This is a genomic window from Bradyrhizobium arachidis, from assembly GCF_015291705.1.
GTDB classification, from domain to species: Bacteria; Pseudomonadota; Alphaproteobacteria; order Rhizobiales; family Xanthobacteraceae; genus Bradyrhizobium; species Bradyrhizobium arachidis.
Genome location: NZ_CP030050.1, coordinates 3,286,463 through 3,302,980, shown reverse-complemented (window position 1 = coordinate 3,302,980; position 16,518 = coordinate 3,286,463). Strand labels below are relative to the sequence as shown.

Below are 16,518 nucleotides of genomic sequence, written 5' to 3'. Positions count from 1 at the left end.
CACATGACCTGGTCGATCATCGCGCGAGACCCTGCCACCGGCCAGTTCGGCATCGCGGTTGCGACCCGCTTCTTCGCCGTCGGCGCGCGCGTGCCCTATATCGCTGCCGGCCTCGGCGCCATCGCGACGCAGGCCTTCGTCAATCCCTATTACGGCATTGACGGCGTCAAGCTGCTGCGCGAGGGCCTCAACGCCCACGACGTGCTCGCCACGCTGCTCGCGACCGATGACGGCCGCGAGAGCCGTCAGATCCATATCATGGATGCGAGCGGCGAGATCGCCGCGCATACGGGCCGCGATTGCATCGACTGGTGCGGCCACATCGCCGGCAGCGGCTTTTCCATTGCCGGCAACATGCTGGCCGGCGCCGACGTGCTCGACGAGACCGCGAAGACCTATATCGCCAATGACAGCCTGCCCTTCCCGCGCCGCCTGCTCGCCGCGATGCGCGCGGGCGAGGCCGCCGGCGGCGACAAGCGCGGCAAGCAGTCGGCTGCGCTCTTGATCCACGACGAGGAGGAGTGGCCGGCGTTAGACATCCGCGCCGACGATCATCCCGATCCGCTCGGCGAGCTCGAACGGCTCGAGCGCGTCAGCCAGGAGCTCTGGGTCCACTTCCGCCCGTCCATGCCGACGCGGCAGAACCCGGCCGGCAACACCGATCGCAGCGTCATCGACGCCAGCATCGCAGCCGCGCGTGCAAGGACGTCATGAGCGCGAGCCCCCTCATCGAAATCAGGGACCTGCGCATCCGCTTCCACGGCGACGACGGCCGCATCACCAACGCGGTCGACAGTGTCGACCTCAGCGTCGCCAATGGCGCCACGCTTGGCCTCGTCGGCGAATCCGGCTGCGGCAAGAGCGTGACGTCGCTGGCGATCATGGGCCTGCTGCCGAAGCAAAGCGCCGAGATATCAGGCGCGATCCGCTTCGACGGTTTCGACCTGCTGCATACGTCCGATCAGACCCTGCGCGACTTGCGCGGCAACCGGCTCGCGATGATCTTCCAGGAGCCGATGACCTCGCTCAATCCGAGCTTTACGATCGGTGACCAGATCATCGAGACGATCCTGCGTCACCGCGGCGGCTCGCGGAAAAGCGCGCGCGAGCGGGCGATCGAGCTCTTGCGCCGCGTCCACATCCCCTCGCCGGAACGGCGGATCGACGAATATCCGCACAAGCTCTCCGGCGGCATGCGTCAACGCGTGATGATCGCGATGGCGCTGGCCTGCGACCCGCAGCTCCTGATCGCGGACGAGCCGACCACGGCGCTCGACGTCACCTTGCAGGCTCAGATTTTGGAGCTGATGCGCGAGTTGAAAGCGGCGAGCGGCGCCGCGATCATCCTGATCACCCACGATCTCGGCGTGGTCGCCGAGGTCTGTGACGAGGTCGCGGTAATGTATGCCGGCGAGATCGTCGAGCGCGCGCCGGTGGATGAGCTGTTCTCCACGCCGCAGCATCCCTACACCGTCGGCCTGCTCGGCTCGATCCCGCGGCTCGATCACCGCGCCGAGCAGCTTGCGACGATCGAGGGGATGGTGCCGAACATGGCGCAGCCGCCCATGGGCTGCCGCTTCGCCGCGCGCTGCCCGTTCGTGCTGGAGGCCTGCACCAAGGCGCCGCCACCGCTGGTCGAAGTCAGCCCCGGCCACCTCTCGCGCTGCATCCGCGCGCCGCTCGAACTCTTGGTGTCATGATGGCGCTGCTCGAGGTCAAAGGCCTGGTCAAGCATTTCGTCGCCCAGCGTTCGCTGTTCGGCCGGGCGCTGGCTCACGTCAAGGCGGTCGACGGTGTTTCCTTCTCTCTCGAAGCCGGCAAGACGCTGGCGCTGGTTGGCGAATCCGGCTGCGGCAAATCCACTGTCAGCCGCCTGGTGCTGCGGCTGATCGAGCCGGATGCAGGCACTGTGCGGTTCGACGGCCGCGATCTGCTCACACTCGACGCCGACGCGCTGCGCAAATTCCGCCGCGAGGCGCAGATCATCTTCCAGGATCCCTACGCCTCGCTCAATCCGCGCATGACGGTCGGCCAGATCCTGACCGAGCCGCTGGCGCTGCACGATCTGGTGCCCCCGGCGCAGCGACGCGAGCGAGTCGCAGAGATCTTGCGCGTGGTCGGCCTCGAGCCACGGCTCGAGCGGCGCTACCCGCACGAATTCTCCGGCGGCCAGCGCCAGCGCATCGCTATTGCCCGCGCGCTCGCGGTCGAGCCAAAACTGATCATCTGTGACGAGCCGGTCTCTGCGCTCGACGTCTCGATCCGTTCGCAGATCCTGAACCTGTTGCGTGAGCTCCAGGACCGGCTCGGCCTCGCCTATATTTTCGTCTCGCACGATCTCGCGGTGGTCAAGCACATCGCCGACCGCGTCGCGGTGATGAATCTGGGCCAGATCGTCGAGACCGCGGAGGCCGACGCGCTTTTCGCCGCGCCGCGCCATCCCTATAGCCGGGCGCTGTTGTCCGCGATCCCCGTGCCTAAACCACGGGCAAAGAGCAGCCGGATTGTGCTCCAGGGCGAGATCCCGAGCGCCCTCAATCCGCCCGCCGGATGCCGCTTCCATACCCGCTGCCCCTACGTGATCGACCGCTGCCGCAGCGAAATGCCTCAGCTGGCAGCGGATGGCACCGGACATGCAACGGCCTGCCACCGAACGTCGGAACTGCCGTCCTCCGCCGCGATCGTCCCGATGGACGGCGGCTTCTCGCCGGTCCTTGAAAAATTGGTCGCCGCCTTCAGCGGCGGCCCGGAAGCAGCGCGCGCAAGCGGGGTTAGTCCATTGGGGACCGATCCCGCATAGCCGCAAAACAGAGGTTGAGAGCGATGAGTTTCATGCGTTTGGCAATCCTGGCGTCGGCCCTGCTGACGTCGCTCGTGGGCGCGGCCCAAACCCAAGTTCAAGCTCAGACCACGCTCCGCATCGGCATCGCCGAGGACCCCGACATCCTCGATCCCAGCATCGGCCGCACCTATGTCGGGCGCATCGTCTTCTCCGCCTTCTGCGACAAGCTGTTCGACATCGACGAGAAGCTCAACATCGTGCCGCAACTCGCGCTGTCCTACGAGACCTCGGCCGACGGCAAGGAGATGACGGTCAAGCTGCGGCCGGGCGTCAAATTCCATGACGGCGAGCCCCTCGACGCCGAGGCCGCCAAATTCTCACTCGAGCGTCACATGACATTGCCCGGCTCGTTCCGGAAATCCGAGCTCGCAAGCGTGGATCATGTCGAGGTCGTCGATCCCCTCACCATCAAGCTGGTGCTCAAGACCCCTTACTCGCCGCTGATCGCCCAGCTCACGGACCGTTCCGGTATGATGGTCTCGCCGAAAGCTGCGAAGGAAGCCGGCGACAAGTTCGGCCTGCATCCGGTCTGCGCCGGCCCCTACAAATTCGTCGAACGCGTCCAGCAGGACCGCATGGTATTCGAAAAGTTCGCCGACTACTGGAACAAGGACAACATCCACATCGATCGCGTCGTGTTCCTGCCGATCGTCGATGCCACCGTCCGCCTCGCCAATCTGAAATCGGGCGGACTCGACCTGATCGAGCGCGTGCTCGCCACCGACATCAAGGATGTGCGCGCCGATTCCCGCCTCGTGCTGTCGACCGCGCCGGAGCTCGGCTATCTCGGCCTGACCGTCAACATCGGCAACGAGAAGAACAAGGGACCGCTGAGCCAGTCGGCAAAAGTCCGGCAGGCGCTTGATCTGTCGATCGACCGCGAAGCACTCAATCAGGTCGTCTTCAACGGCGAGTTCACACCCGGCAACCAATGGGTCAGCCCGACGCATCCCTATTACCAGAAGGCATTCCCGGTTCACGGTCGCGACATCGCGAAGGCGAAGGCACTGTTGAAGGAAGCCGGCGTCACCACGCCGGTGACGGTGGACTACATGATCCCCAAGGGCGCAGAGAACGAGGCCGTCGCCCAGGTCGTGCAGTCGATGGCCGCGGAAGCGGGCTTCGACATCAAGATTCGCGCGGTCGAGTTCGCGACGACTTTCAAGCAGGCCCAGGCCGGCGAGTTCCAGGTGTTCCAGATCAACTGGAGCGGCCGCATCGACCCCGACGGCAATTCCTACATCTTCATGCGCAGCAAGGCGCCGCAGAACGACGGCGTGTACTCGAACCCCGAGGCCGACAAGCTGATGGAGGATGGGCGCGCGACCTCCAACGTCGAGGAGCGCAAGGCGATCTACCAGAAGCTGACGAAAATCCTGCTTGAGGACCTCCCGATCATCTACATCTACCACCGCACGCTCCTGATCGCGCATACCAAGAAGCTCGACGGCTACAGGCAGATGCCGGACGGGCTGGTCCGCGTGGTCGGACTGAAGTTCAAGTGACGACGACATCGCAGACGAAGCGATCGGCATCATGCTGAACTTCCTCGCCCGCCGTCTTGCGCAGATCGTACCGACACTGTTCTTCGTGTCGGTGCTGATCTTCTCGCTCCAGCAATTGCTGCCGGGCGATCCCGCTCTGGTCATGGCCGGCGAGGAACGCGATCCGGCCGTCATCGAGCAGATCCGCCAGCAATATAAGCTCGATCAGCCGATCCCCGTGCAATACGTCTACTGGCTCAAGGGGGTGCTGACGGGCAATTTTGGCGAGTCCTTGCGCAACAAGATGCCGGTGCGCGAGCTGATCGCGCAGAAGCTGCCGGTGACGCTCCAGCTCGGCTCGATGGCGATTGTCATCGCGTTCTGCATCGGCATTCCCGCCGGCATCGTCTCGGCGGTGAAGAAGGGCACGGCCTGGGACTACGGCGCCAACCTGTTCGCGCTGTGGGGCATCTCGACGCCGAACTTCTGGCTCGGAATTCTCCTCATCTTCCTGTTCTCGATCAAGCTGGGCTGGCTGCCGGCCTCGGGCTATGTGCCGCTCACCGAGAACTGGCGCGCCAGCCTCGCCGCCACCATCATGCCGGCCTTCGTGCTCGGCAACGCGATCTCCGCGATCCTGATGCGGCATACCCGCAGCGCGATGCTCCAGGTGCTCGAGAGCGACTACGTCCGCACCGCGCGTGCGAAGGGATTGTCGGAGCGTTCCGTGATCCTCAAGCACGCGATGCGCAATGCGCTCACACCGATCATCACGCTCGGCGCGCTCGAGCTCGGCACGCTGCTCTCAGGCGCCGTGCTGACCGAGCAGATCTTCTCCATTCCCGGCTTCGGCAAGCTGATCGTGGATGCCGTGTTCAACCGCGACTACGCCGTGGTGCAGGGCGTCGTGCTGGTGACGGCCACGGTCTATATCACGCTCAACCTCGTCGCCGACATCGCCTATGTCCTCGTCAATCCACGATTGAGGGGCTAGGCCATGACCGACGCCGCGCTTTCAGCCAGTCCCGCCACGCAAGCCTACGAGCTCGACAGCCCGGCCCGCCGCGCGCGGCGCCGCCTGTTCAAGCGCAAGGCCGCCGTGTTCGGCCTTGTCGTGATCATTGCGTTCATCCTGCTTGCGGCCCTCGCGCCGCTGGTCGTGCCCTATGATCCCATCGCGACGAGCTGGAGCCTGGTGCGCAAGCCGCCGACGGCGGCGCACTGGTTCGGCACCGACGAGCTCGGCCGCGATATCCTCAGCCGCGTCGTCTACGGCGCGCGGGCATCCCTGATGGCGGGTCTGATCTCGGTTGCGATCGCGCTCGGGATCGGCGTGCCGCTCGGCCTGCTCGCCGGCTATCGCGGCGGATTTGTCGACGCGCTGATCAGCCGGATCACCGATGCGATGCTGGCCTGCCCATTTCTGATCCTGGCAATCGCGCTCGCCGCGTTCCTCGGGCCGAGCCTCGGCAACGCCATGATCGCGATCGGCATCTCGGCGACGCCGATCTTCATCCGCCTGACGCGTGGGCAGGTCCTGAGCGTCAAGGCCGAGGACTATGTCGAGGCCGCCCGCGCGCTCGGCAACCCGCCGTGGCGGATCGCGTTCTCGCACATCCTGCCGAACATCCTGCCGGCGCTGCTGGTGCAGGCCACGCTCTCGATCGCCGCCGCCATCATCGCCGAAGCCGCGCTATCCTTCCTCGGCCTCGGCCAGCAGCCACCGGCGCCGTCCTGGGGCAGCATGCTCAATGCGGCGCAGCGCTTCCTGACCCAGGCACCGTGGATGGCGATCTGGCCGGGCTTAGCGATCTTCCTCGTGGTTCTGTCGCTGAACCTGCTCGGCGACGGCCTGCGCGATGCGCTCGACCCGAGGCAGCGCTAAGGCCCGATGAGACCCGACGAGCGCTCCGAGAGCGGTGTTGAGGAGCTTTAAATAACAGTTTCCCGCAACACCCTGCGGCAATCCATCTCGTATTCGAGATCGACCACCGGCGGGCGAGCAAAATGCCAGGTCAGGCCGGAGCGCAGCGCACCGCGGCGAACCAGCTCGTCCACCAGCGCGTGGTGGAAGTCGTGCACGGAATAGGCCTGCACGCCGGTCGTGTCCTTCCAGCCGAAGCCGAACGCCGTCATCCGGTTCTCCATCTGCGACGTCGTCGTGAAGCGCACCTTCTCGCGCAGGCCCTCCGGGCTGAGATCGCGGTAGCGCACGGTGCGCTCGACATAGGTGCCGCTGCCCTCGCGCGCCTCGGCGCCGCCGGCGATCACGAAGGACGGCGTCTTCGATGTCGTCGGACGCGTGAACGAGAACGCATAAAACGACGGTTCGGACGGCGGATCGATCTCGGGACAGACATTGCTGCGTGCCACCGGATTGGTGGTGCCGTCGAAGATGCCCCATTCCGACAGCGTCTTCACGTAATGCAAATTGAACGCGCGAAAGCCTTCCTCGCTGAAGGCGGCGGGTGAGCGCAGCTCGCAGGCGCAGAAGGCCGTCAGTGGCCGGCCCGTCTCCTGAATATACTTTGCGGCCAGTGCAAACCCTTGCGCGAGCGGCACCAGGCGGTCGAACCGGACGCGCTCGATCTCGTAGCCATCGTCTGCGGCCGCGCCGGCCGAATACTGGAACACGGACGGGATGAAACGATAATTGCCGGCAGAGAAGTCACTGACCATGTCGAACTCCTAGTCCAGTTGCATGCGGATGCCCTTGGCGCCGTTGAGCAGGCGCTTCAGGTGAAAGCTGGCCAGCGGATCCTCGGCGTGCATCCCCACCAGCGCGGCAAAGGCCGGCATGGCGGCGACGTCGCCGGCCTCCATCTTGGCGAACGCTTCGGAATAGAGCGCCGTCTCCGACGCCTCGAATTTGGCCTGTGGCAGCGGCTCGAAGGCGCGCAACGGCTCGCTGCGTCCGCGCAGCATCAATTCGCCCACGGGGCGGCCCTGGAAATTCTCCGCCGCTCTGGCGACGCTGGCGCTGACGCAGATGCGCGTGCCCAAATGCTTGTTGGCGGCTTCCAGCCGCGCCGCGATGTTGATGGAGTCGCCATAGGCGGTGTAGTCGAAGAAGCGGTTGCCGCCGAAATTGCCGACCAGGGCTGGACCTGCGTGAATGCCGATGCGGGTGGCGCCGAAGTTCACGCCCTTGGCGCTCTGACGCACGCAAAAATCCTGCGCCCAGGCATCGAGATCATGGGCGCAGGCGACCGCGCGCGTCGCATAGTCGGGCTGATCGCCGGGCGCATTGAACAGCACCTGGAGCGCATCGCCGATGATCTTCGCGACCGTCCCCTCATGCGCGAAGACGACCTCGGTCATTCCGCCGACATATTCGTTGAGGAGCTCGCCGAGCGTCTCGGGCGGCGCGCTCTCGACCAGCGAGGTGAAGCCGGTGATGTCGGTGAAGATGGTGGCGACCTCGCGCCACTGCACCTCGATCCCCTCGCCCTCGCCGCTTGCCGCCAGGCGCTTGGCAAGCTCCGGCGAGAAATGGCGCGACAGCGCGGCGTGGGCCCGCTCCGCCACCATCTGGCGGCGGCGCACCTCGCGCAGCATCTCGATGTGGCGGATAGTCTTGTCGATCGTGGCTTCGAGGTCGGCGAAGTCGATCGGCTTGGTGAGGAAGTCGAACGCACCGCGGTTCATCGCGGTGCGGATGTTGCTCATGTCGCCATAGGCCGAGACGATGATGGTCGACTTCTTGTCCTCGGCCTCCTGGAGCTTTTGCAGCAGCGATAGCCCGTCCATGCGCGGCATGTTGATGTCGGAGACCACCATGTCGACCTGCGGGTTCTGCTCGAGCGATTGCAGCGCCTCCAGGCCGTCGCGGGCAAACATGATGGCGAGCATCCCGTCGCGGATCTGCCTGCGGAATTTCTGCAGGACCAGCGCCTCGAGATCCGGCTCGTCGTCCACGAAGAGGATGGTCGCAGTCATGCCGCCCGCTCGAGCCTTGTGTCGATCTCCTGGCGCAGCAGCGCAAAGTCGATCGGCTTGGTCAAAAGCCCGACGGCACCGCGCTCGATGGCCTTGCGACGCGTCTCGGCATCGCCATAGGCCGTGATCATGATGACGGGAACGTCCGGATGCTCGGCGCGCACCTTGGGCAGCATGTCGAGCCCGCTCATGCCGGGCATGTTGATGTCCGACAGGATCAGGATCAGCGAGGGGTCGCGCACCTCGGCGGCAAGCTTCAGTGCATCGGGCGCGGAAGGCGCAAATTCCATCTGGAAACGGCCGGCGCGCAGGTCGCGCCGGAACTGCTGCCGGAACAGCGCCTCGACGTCGGGCTCGTCATCGACGACCAGGATGTAAACGTTCAACTCTTGCCTCCGGAAGTGCCGCCTGCCGCCATCATGCGCGGCAGGGTGATGATGAATTCGGTGAATACACCGGGTTCGGTGTTCACGTCGATCGTGCCGCCGTGCTGTTTCACGACGATATCATGGCTCATGGACAGGCCGAGCCCGGTGCCCTCGCCGACCGGCTTGGTGGTGAAGAAGGGATTGAACATCTTCTCCTTCACTTCTTTCGGAATTCCGGTGCCGTTGTCCCGTATCCGGATCTCGACCCCGCCGCCGAGATTTTTCGTGGCGGCGCTTAAGGTGGGCTCGAAACTGCCTTCCGCGCTCTCCTTGCGCTTGGCGGACGCATAGAAGCCGTTCGAGATCAGATTGAGCAGGACGCGGGTGATCTCCTGCGGATAGACATCGATCATGCCGGCGGCGGGATCGAAGTCACGCTTCAGCGTGACGTTGAAGGCCGGCTTTTCGGCGCGCGCGCCGTGATAGGCGAGATTGAGGCTCTCCTCCACGATCGCGTTGATGTCGCTGGGGCGATGCTCGCCAGAGCCTTCGCGCGAATGCAGCAGCATGTTCCGGACGATGGAATCGGCGCGCTTGCCGTGCTGAACCACCTTTTCCAGATTGCTCTTGAGCATTCCGGTCAGCTCGTCGATGTCCTCCTTCGTCTTGGCATCGAGCGATACGGCTTGCAGGGTCTCGTTGAGCTCGTCGATCAACTCGGTCGACACCGACGAGAAATTGTTGACGAAATTGAGCGGGTTCTTGATCTCGTGCGCGATGCCGGCGGTGAGCTGGCCGAGCGATGCAAGCTTCTCGGTCTGGATCAGGCGGTCCTGGGCGGCGCGCAGATCGTCGAGCGACCGCGACAGCTCTCTGGTGCGCTCCTGCACTTCCTCGAACAATCGGACATTCTCGATCGCAATGAGGGCCTGGTCTGCAAACGTCGTGGCGAGCTCGATCTGCTTCTCGCTGAAGGGCCGCACGACATGCCGGGTCAGGACGAACACGCCGATGGGCGCCCCCTCCCGAAGCAGAGGAACACCCAGCATCGTGCGAACGTTGGAGCGTCTTCGCGCGGACGAAGGTGCATATTCCGGGTCCGCCTGCACGTCCGGAACATGAACTGTCTTGCCATCGAGCAAGGTACGCCCGACGACACTTCCCCGCTCAGGTACGGAAGCAAAGGTCCGAAGCTTGGTCTCCTGCTCCGCGTCAAGGCCGCAGCTCGCCGCCAGATAAAACACGCCGTCGCGGGGCCGGAAGATCGTTCCTTCGTCCGCGTCGCACAAGCGGGCCGCCGATGCGACCAGCGTATCCAGCACGGTTTGCAAATCGAACGTCGAGCGGCTGATCACCTTCAGCACATCGGCGGTTGCGGTCTGCTGCTGTAATGCTTCCCGCAATTCGGCAGTCCGCTGCTCGACCTTGTGCTCGAGGTCGGCATACGACTCCTGCAACCGCTCGCCCATGTGGTTGAACTGGTCCGCAAGGCCCTCGAGCTCATCGCCGGTCTTGATCGAGATGCGCTGGGCGAAATCGCCGCCGCCGATGCGCTCGGCGCCGACGCGCAGCGCCTGGATCGGCCCAACCATGCGGCGCGCGAGGAAAATCCCGGCAAGCACCGCAAAGATCGAGGCGACGAGCAGCACGATCGCAAGCCGCTCCAGCGCAGCATAGAGCGCCGAATACGCCTCCTCGACCGGCAACTCGACGAACATGGTCCAATGCATCGGCTCGATCGGGGCCGATGCGGTCAGCACCCTCTGTCCCTGGATGTTGCGCGCTTCGGCAAGCGCGCCCATGGTGTCGCCGCCGGCCAGTGCGGCGCGCACCTGCGCGAGGTTCGACATGTCGGTGTTGCGCAGCACCAGGCTGATATCGGGATGCGCGATCAGCCGGCCCTCCGGGCCGACGACGTAGGCGTGCCCGTGCTGGCCGACCTTGATCTGGGACACGACGTCCCAGATCAGCTTGAGATTGACTTCCGCGATGCTGACGCCGGCGTCCTTGCGCGACCCGGCCTGCGCCAGCGTCATGTAGGGCTCGGAGTCCCGCCGAAAGTAGACCGGTCCGTAAAAGACCTTGTGGGCGACCGCCTCGGTGAACTTGGGGTCATCGGACAGATCGATCCCGCTGTCGATCGCATCCATCGCGAGCCGCGACACGCGCAGCCGCTCCCGGCCGGTCGCGTCCACCTGGGCGAGCTCGGTGATCGCGGGCACCTGGCGCAGCAGCCGCAGCGCATCGAACCGGCGCTGTTCGACCGAGCTTGCCGACCAGGGCAGTTGCGTGGTCCAGCCGAGCTGGCTCTCGATCTCCTTGACGAACTGGCCGATCTTGGCCGCGGCCGCCTCGGCCTGCTCATGCTGGACCCGGATCAGCGAGGCCTTGTGCTCGCGATAATAGAAGAAGACCTCGAACAGGCCGTTGGCCAGCAGCGCGATGGCGACGACGGCCACGAACAGTGCGACATATTTGGTGAACAGCCGGGTCCTGATCCCCCGCCCCGCCGCCTCGCGGGGCACAACGCCGTCCGCGGCCGCGCTCGGCAGCGTCCTGGCTTGCGGGGTGTCGGGATGGAGGGAAAGGGTCATATCCCGCCGAATCTAGCAAGAAGGCCCGATCTTGTCTCTCATGCTCGCCCTAAGCCTTACGGCGGACGCAGGACGCGGACGTAAAAAAAGGGCGGCAGCGGACCCGCCGCTGCCGCGCTCTGGCTAACTTGCTTTCGGCCTCAGGTCGGCCGCAGCGCCTTGGCGTCCAGGTCGATCGCGTTGACCTGCTTGTTCCGCTCCGAATCAGCTGCCGCGCGATGGTCGGTCGCCAGCACCACGTAAACGGCGGGCAGCACAAACAGCGTGAACAGCGTGCCGATCGACATGCCGGCGACGACGACCAGGCCGATCGAGAAGCGGCTGGCCGCGCCCGCGCCGGACGCGGTCAGAAGCGGGATCAGGCCGGTCACCATCGCGGCCGTGGTCATCAGGATCGGACGGAGGCGGATGCGGGCCGCCATCTCGATCGCCGAGCGGCGGTCGAGCCGCTCGTTGACCTGGAGCTCGTTGGCGAACTCCACCATCAGGATGCCGTGCTTGGTGATCAGGCCGACCAGCGTCAACAGGCCGACCTGGGTGTAGATGTTCATGGTCGCAGCGCCGAAGAACAGCGGGATCAGCGCGCCGACGATCGCCATCGGCACCGAGATCATGATCACGAACGGGTCACGCAAGCTCTCGAACTGCGCCGCCAGCACCAGGAAGATGATGATCAGCGCAAAGCCGAAGGTGATCGCGAGCTGGTTGCCTTCCTGCACGTACTGACGCGAGTCCGCCAGATAGTCGTGGCTGAAGCCCTGCGGCAGCTTCTTGGCCTCGCCTTCGAGGAAGTCGACCGCAGCACCGACAGTCACACCGGGCATCGGCACCGCCGAGAACGTCGCCGAATTGAGCTGGTTGTAGTGGGTCAGCGAGTTCGGGTCGGTCCTGGTCTTGATCGAGACCACGGTCGACAGCGGCAGCTGCTGACCGGTGTTGGTGGTCACATAATAGCCGCCGAGCGATTCCGGCGAGAGCCGCTTGCCGCGCGGCACCTGCGGGATCACCTGGTAGGAGCGGCCCTCGAGGTTGAAGCGGTTGATGTAGTTGCCGCCCAGCAGCACCGCGAGCGTAGAGCCGAGGTTCTGCATGTTGACGCCGAGATCCTGCGCCTTGGTGCGGTCGATCGTGACCTCCACGCTCGGCTGGTTGTAGGCGAGGTCGCTGTCGGAGACGATGAACATGCCGCTCTTGCGCGCGGCGTCCTTCAGCTTCTCCATCTGCTCATAGACGGTCTGGAAGCTTGCGGTGGAGTTGATCACCATCTGCACCGGCAAGCCGCCCGGACCGCCCGGCAGCGGCGGCAGGTTGAACGCGAATGCCTGCACGCCCTCGATCTTGGAGAGCTCGGCCTGCACCAGCGGCTTCAGCGCAATCGACGAGCGCTTGCGCTCCTCCCAGGGCTTGAGCAGCATGCCGGCGATGCCGCCCTGCGGGCCGTTGATGCCGTTCAGCACGAAGCGCAGATCGGTCTCGGGGAATTTCTGGAATTCCTTGTCGAGCTTCTCGCCGTAGTAATCGACATAATCGATGTTGGCGTATTTCGGCGCCTTGGTCACCGCGAACACGATGCCCTGGTCTTCCTCGGGCGCCAGTTCCTTCGAGGTGTGCATGTAGAGGAAGCCGACGAGCCCGAGGATCGTCACCGCGAACAGGCCGGTGATGGCCTTGTAGTCGAGCGAGCGGTCGAGCCTGCGGCCGTACCAGCGCGTCATCGCGCCGAACACCTTGTTGACCATCTTGGCGAAGCGGCCCTCTTCGGTGTTCTTCAGCAGCACCGAGCACATCATCGGCGACAGCGTCAGGGCGATCACGCCCGACACGATCACCGAGCCCGCGAGCGTGAAGGCAAACTCGCGGAACAGCGAGCCGGTGAGGCCGCCGAGGAAGCCGATCGGGGCATACACCGCAGCCAGCGTGATCGTCATCGAGATGACGGGACCGACGATTTCGCGCGCGCCTTGCAGCGAGGCCTGGACCGGTGTCTTCCCCTCCTCCAGATGGCGGTGGATGTTCTCCACCACGACGATGGCGTCGTCGACCACGAGGCCGATCGCGAGCACCATCGCCAGCAGCGTCAGCAGGTTGAAGCTGAAGCCCAGCGCCAGCATCAGGGTGCAGACGCCGATCATCGACAATGGAATGGTGACGACCGGGATGATGACCGAGCGCAGCGAGGCCAGGAACAGGAAGATCACCACGATCACGATGATCACCGCTTCGCCCAGCGTCTTCTCCACCTCGTCGATCGAGGATTGGATGAACTTGGTCGAGTCGTAGGCGACCTTCATCTTCATCGACGGCGGCAGGTTGCGTTCGAGCTCGGGGAACAGCGCGCGCACGCCCTTCACCAGCGTCAGCGGGTTGCCCTGCGGCGTTGCCTGCACGCCGATGAAGATCGCGTGCTCGCCGTTGAAGGCGACGCTCGCATCCGTGCTCTGGGCGGCAAGCTCGATGGTGGCGATGTCCTCCATCCGCACGAAGCCGCCGTCCTTGGCCTTGACGATCATCTTCTTGAACTGATTGACGTCGGTCAGGCCGGTATTCGTCGAGACGTTCGAGACGATAAGGTAGCCCTTGGTCTGGCCCGCCGCAGACTGGAAGTTATTGGCCTGGATGGCAGCGGCAACGTCGGCCGGCGACACATTACGGCCGGCCATCTTCACCGGATCAAGCCACAGCCGCATCGCAAAGGTCTGGCCGCCGAGGATGTCGGCCGAAGCGACGCCGTCGACGGTCGACAGCACCGGCTGCACCACGCGCGTCAGATAGTCTGATATCGCCGAGCCCGACAGCTCCTCGGACGAGAAGCCGAGATACATCACCGCCGTGGTCTGGCCCGTGGTCTTGGTGACGATCGGGTCGTTGGATTCCTTCGGGATCAGGTATTTCACCGAGTTCGTCTTCGCCAGCACCTCTGTGAGCGCCTGGTTCGGATCGAAGTTCAGCTTGATGTAGACCTGGATCGTCGAGGTGCCGAGCACCGAGGACGAGGTGATGTAGTCCACACCCTCGGCGGAGGCGACCGCCTGCTCGATCGGCGTCGTGATGAAGCCCTGGATCAGGTCCGCGGACGCGCCGGGATAGACGGTCGTGATGTTGATGACCGTGTTCGACAGCTTCGGATATTGCCGGATCGGCAGCACCATCGCCGCGCGCAGGCCGATCAACAGGATCAGCAGGCTGACGACGACCGACAGAACCGGGCGCTTGATGAAAATATCGGTAAAGGCCATCGCGGCGATCTCGATTTCTTTGTCTCAAGAGACGTGATCCGGCCGGGCCGGATCACGTGAGGATGTTGTCAGTAGCGCGGCGGCTGCGCCGGGATCGCCGGAGCCGGGTCGGTCGAAATCGACACCGGCGCGCCCGATTGCAGCTTGAGCTGGCCGACGGCGACGACCTTGTCGCCGGGCTTCACGCCCTTGATGATCTCGACGCGACCGTCGACCCGGTTGCCGGTCTGCACGAAGGTACGCACCGCGGAGAGGCTGGTCTTGCCGTCCTCTTCCTTCTTCTCGGCGATCACGAACACCGAGTCGCCGTACAGCGTGTAGTCGACCGCCGTCTCCGGCACCGTGATCACCGCCGGCTTGTCGGGCAGCACCACCGTGGTGGTCACGAACATGCCGGGCTTGAGGATCTTCTCGGGATTGGCGATCGTCGCCTGCACGCGGATGTTGCGGGTGTCGGTGGCGATCTGCGGCTCGATCGTGGTGATCTTGCCCTCGAAGGTGCGGCCCGGATAGGCGTCGACCTTCAGCCGAACAGTCTGGCCGACCTTGAGGCTGCCGGAATCCTTTTCGGTCACCGTGAAGTTGGCCCACAGCTCCGACAGATCGGTCAGCGACACGATCGCCGTGCCGGCCGTCAGATATTGACCAACTTCGACCTTGCGGACGCCGAGATCGCCGGAGAACGGCGCGCGCACCAGCTTCTGCGAGATCAGCGCTTCGGTCTTGGCGATGCCGGCCTGCGCCTGATCGTAGGCGGCCTGCGCGGTATCGACGGTCGCCTGCGGCCCGAACTGGCGCGAGGCGAGCTGCTTGGCGCGGTCGAGCGACAGCTGAGCGACGGTGGACTGCGCCTTGTAATTGGCGAGATCACCCTGCTCTGGCGCATCGAACAGCTGCACCAGCGGCGTGCCGGCCTCGACACGCGTACCCGGCTCGAACTTGATCTCGGTGACGCGGCCGTTGACGTCGGCGCTGACATCGACCTGGTGCACGGCGACGAGGCTGCCGACCGCGGTGAGCAGGTTCGGCACGACCTCCGACTTCGCCTCGGCGGCGCTGACGGCGACCGGCGGCGGCTTGTTGTTGGCAAAGAACTGCTTGATCATCTGGCCGCGGAAATAGTTGAACCAGACGAGACCGCCGACCAGCAGGCTCAGCAGCAGGCCAACGATGATGAACCAACGGACCGGCTTCACGGGCCGCTTCGGCGCCTTGTCGATCGGTTCGCCCGATATCTTGTGTTCAGCTACGATGTTCATGTCATGCGCTTTCTGCAATCGCCGCCTTGCCGGCACCCGGCGCCAAAGCGCGGCCCAGATGCAAAGCAATTGCGGCGTCGTTAAGTCCGATACCCCTCAGGAGAAACTCACAGAGCTGGCGCTCGAGATCACCAGCCTTACCGTAGGCGAGACAAGGCGTGGCTGGCAGCCTGGTCAGCGCCGCCGTCATCACCGTGTGATGTGCGAACCAGAACAGGTTGAGCGGATCGCCGCTGAATGGCCGCGCGTCCCCGGCGGCCACCGCGCGCTCGAGTGAGGTGACGAACACCGCCCCGATCAGCGTCTCGATCTTGGCATATAGCAAACGGGCGAATTCGCCGTCATCCAGATGGCTCGTGGCCATCAGTCGCAGGCGCTGCGCCTCTTCCTGGTCGGGCCCGTCGGCGATCTCGAGGAAATGCTCGACCATGCCGCGGATCAGCTCGACCAGCGTCGCCGTCGACGGCTCGCGTTCGAGCAGCTCGGTGAGCGCCGGATCCGCCTCGCATTCGTCGCTGAGGATTTCCGCGTACAGCGCCGCCTTGGACGGGAAATGCTTGAACAGCAGCGCTTCGGAAATGGCAGCTGCGGCCGCCACGCTCTTGGTCGTGGTGCCGTTATACCCGTGTCGTGCAAAGCAGCGTTTTGCGGCACCGAGGATCAATTGACGCCTCAGGTCGCTCGTCATTCGCAATGAGCTCATACTAGTGAGTAACCACTCACCCACGCAAAAGTCAAGCAGAATGCTGCGTCGCAACCTAGATGCGTTGTAAAATCGGTGGAAATCGACCCGGCC

Annotated in this window: 13 protein-coding genes; 6 read left to right on the top strand and 7 right to left on the bottom strand. The window is 64.7% G+C overall.

The window, feature by feature from the left end; all coding sequences use genetic code 11:
• Positions 1-3: 3 nt before the first annotated feature.
• Genes WN72_RS15260 through WN72_RS15235 form a run of 6 tightly spaced genes read left to right on the top strand, consistent with a single transcriptional unit; the run spans position 4 to position 6,211 of the window.
• On the top strand, positions 4-714 hold the full coding sequence (locus tag WN72_RS15260; RefSeq protein ID WP_027558561.1) for a DUF1028 domain-containing protein: 711 nt from the start codon (positions 4-6) through the stop codon (positions 712-714).
• Positions 711-1,700: an ABC transporter ATP-binding protein gene (locus WN72_RS15255; protein WP_092216887.1), complete on the top strand. Its 990-nt coding sequence runs from the start codon at positions 711-713 to the stop codon at positions 1,698-1,700. Before WN72_RS15260 ends, WN72_RS15255 begins: the two co-directional genes overlap by 4 nt.
• The gene (locus tag WN72_RS15250; protein WP_092216886.1) at positions 1,697-2,800 is read left to right on the top strand and encodes an ABC transporter ATP-binding protein; all 1,104 of its coding nucleotides are present in this window, start codon (positions 1,697-1,699) and stop codon (positions 2,798-2,800) included. The genes WN72_RS15255 and WN72_RS15250 overlap by 4 nt, the downstream gene beginning before the upstream one ends.
• A gap of 23 nt (positions 2,801-2,823) precedes the next feature.
• A complete protein-coding gene (locus WN72_RS15245) occupies positions 2,824-4,347 on the top strand; it encodes an ABC transporter substrate-binding protein (protein ID WP_027558558.1) in 1,524 nt (507 codons plus the stop codon).
• 31 nt (positions 4,348-4,378) lie between these two features.
• Positions 4,379-5,320, top strand: coding sequence for an ABC transporter permease (locus WN72_RS15240; RefSeq protein WP_027558557.1), 942 nt, complete (start codon positions 4,379-4,381; stop codon positions 5,318-5,320).
• A 3-nt stretch (positions 5,321-5,323) separates the two neighbouring features.
• A complete protein-coding gene (locus tag WN72_RS15235; protein ID WP_027558556.1) occupies positions 5,324-6,211 on the top strand; it encodes an ABC transporter permease in 888 nt (295 codons plus the stop codon).
• A gap of 47 nt (positions 6,212-6,258) precedes the next feature.
• Here WN72_RS15235 and cnbZ read toward each other — a convergent pair whose 3' ends face one another.
• The 7 genes from cnbZ to WN72_RS15200 form a co-directional block, all read right to left on the bottom strand.
• Positions 6,259-7,005, bottom strand: a complete 747-nt coding sequence (gene cnbZ, locus WN72_RS15230) for a 2-amino-5-chloromuconate deaminase CnbZ (protein ID WP_092216885.1) — start codon at positions 7,003-7,005, stop codon at positions 6,259-6,261.
• Between the two features lie 9 nt (positions 7,006-7,014).
• Positions 7,015-8,265, bottom strand: a complete 1,251-nt coding sequence (locus tag WN72_RS15225) for an adenylate/guanylate cyclase domain-containing protein (protein ID WP_092216884.1) — start codon at positions 8,263-8,265, stop codon at positions 7,015-7,017.
• Positions 8,262-8,651: a response regulator gene (locus WN72_RS15220; RefSeq protein ID WP_027558553.1), complete on the bottom strand. Its 390-nt coding sequence runs from the start codon at positions 8,649-8,651 to the stop codon at positions 8,262-8,264. Before WN72_RS15220 ends, WN72_RS15225 begins: the two co-directional genes overlap by 4 nt.
• Positions 8,648-11,227, bottom strand: a complete 2,580-nt coding sequence (locus tag WN72_RS15215; protein ID WP_027558552.1) for an ATP-binding protein — start codon at positions 11,225-11,227, stop codon at positions 8,648-8,650. The genes WN72_RS15220 and WN72_RS15215 overlap by 4 nt, the downstream gene beginning before the upstream one ends.
• A gap of 140 nt (positions 11,228-11,367) precedes the next feature.
• Complete coding sequence (locus WN72_RS15210) at positions 11,368-14,463, bottom strand: MexW/MexI family multidrug efflux RND transporter permease subunit (RefSeq protein ID WP_027558551.1); 3,096 nt, start codon at positions 14,461-14,463, stop codon at positions 11,368-11,370.
• 68 nt (positions 14,464-14,531) lie between these two features.
• Positions 14,532-15,722 (bottom strand): efflux RND transporter periplasmic adaptor subunit, encoded by a 1,191-nt coding sequence (locus WN72_RS15205; protein ID WP_092216883.1) that lies wholly within the window; start codon positions 15,720-15,722, stop codon positions 14,532-14,534.
• Between the two features lies 1 nt (position 15,723).
• The gene (locus WN72_RS15200; RefSeq protein WP_027558549.1) at positions 15,724-16,410 is read right to left on the bottom strand and encodes a TetR/AcrR family transcriptional regulator; all 687 of its coding nucleotides are present in this window, start codon (positions 16,408-16,410) and stop codon (positions 15,724-15,726) included.
• Positions 16,411-16,518 lie beyond the last annotated feature (108 nt).

Excerpts from the sequence above, each read along its gene's own strand:
- WN72_RS15260 (WP_027558561.1), top strand. The coding sequence starts at position 4 with ATGACCTGGTCGATCATCGCGCGAGACCCTGCCACCGGCCAGTTCGGC.
- WN72_RS15255 (WP_092216887.1), top strand. The coding sequence starts at position 711 with ATGAGCGCGAGCCCCCTCATCGAAATCAGGGACCTGCGCATCCGCTTC.
- WN72_RS15250 (WP_092216886.1), top strand. The coding sequence starts at position 1,697 with ATGATGGCGCTGCTCGAGGTCAAAGGCCTGGTCAAGCATTTCGTCGCC.
- WN72_RS15245 (WP_027558558.1), top strand. The coding sequence starts at position 2,824 with ATGAGTTTCATGCGTTTGGCAATCCTGGCGTCGGCCCTGCTGACGTCG.
- WN72_RS15240 (WP_027558557.1), top strand. The coding sequence starts at position 4,379 with ATGCTGAACTTCCTCGCCCGCCGTCTTGCGCAGATCGTACCGACACTG.
- WN72_RS15235 (WP_027558556.1), top strand. The coding sequence starts at position 5,324 with ATGACCGACGCCGCGCTTTCAGCCAGTCCCGCCACGCAAGCCTACGAG.
- cnbZ (WP_092216885.1), bottom strand. The coding sequence starts at position 7,005 with ATGGTCAGTGACTTCTCTGCCGGCAATTATCGTTTCATCCCGTCCGTG.
- WN72_RS15225 (WP_092216884.1), bottom strand. The coding sequence starts at position 8,265 with ATGACTGCGACCATCCTCTTCGTGGACGACGAGCCGGATCTCGAGGCG.
- WN72_RS15215 (WP_027558552.1), bottom strand. The coding sequence starts at position 11,227 with ATGACCCTTTCCCTCCATCCCGACACCCCGCAAGCCAGGACGCTGCCG.
- WN72_RS15210 (WP_027558551.1), bottom strand. The coding sequence starts at position 14,463 with ATGGCCTTTACCGATATTTTCATCAAGCGCCCGGTTCTGTCGGTCGTC.
- WN72_RS15205 (WP_092216883.1), bottom strand. The coding sequence starts at position 15,722 with ATGAACATCGTAGCTGAACACAAGATATCGGGCGAACCGATCGACAAG.
- WN72_RS15200 (WP_027558549.1), bottom strand. The coding sequence starts at position 16,410 with ATGACGAGCGACCTGAGGCGTCAATTGATCCTCGGTGCCGCAAAACGC.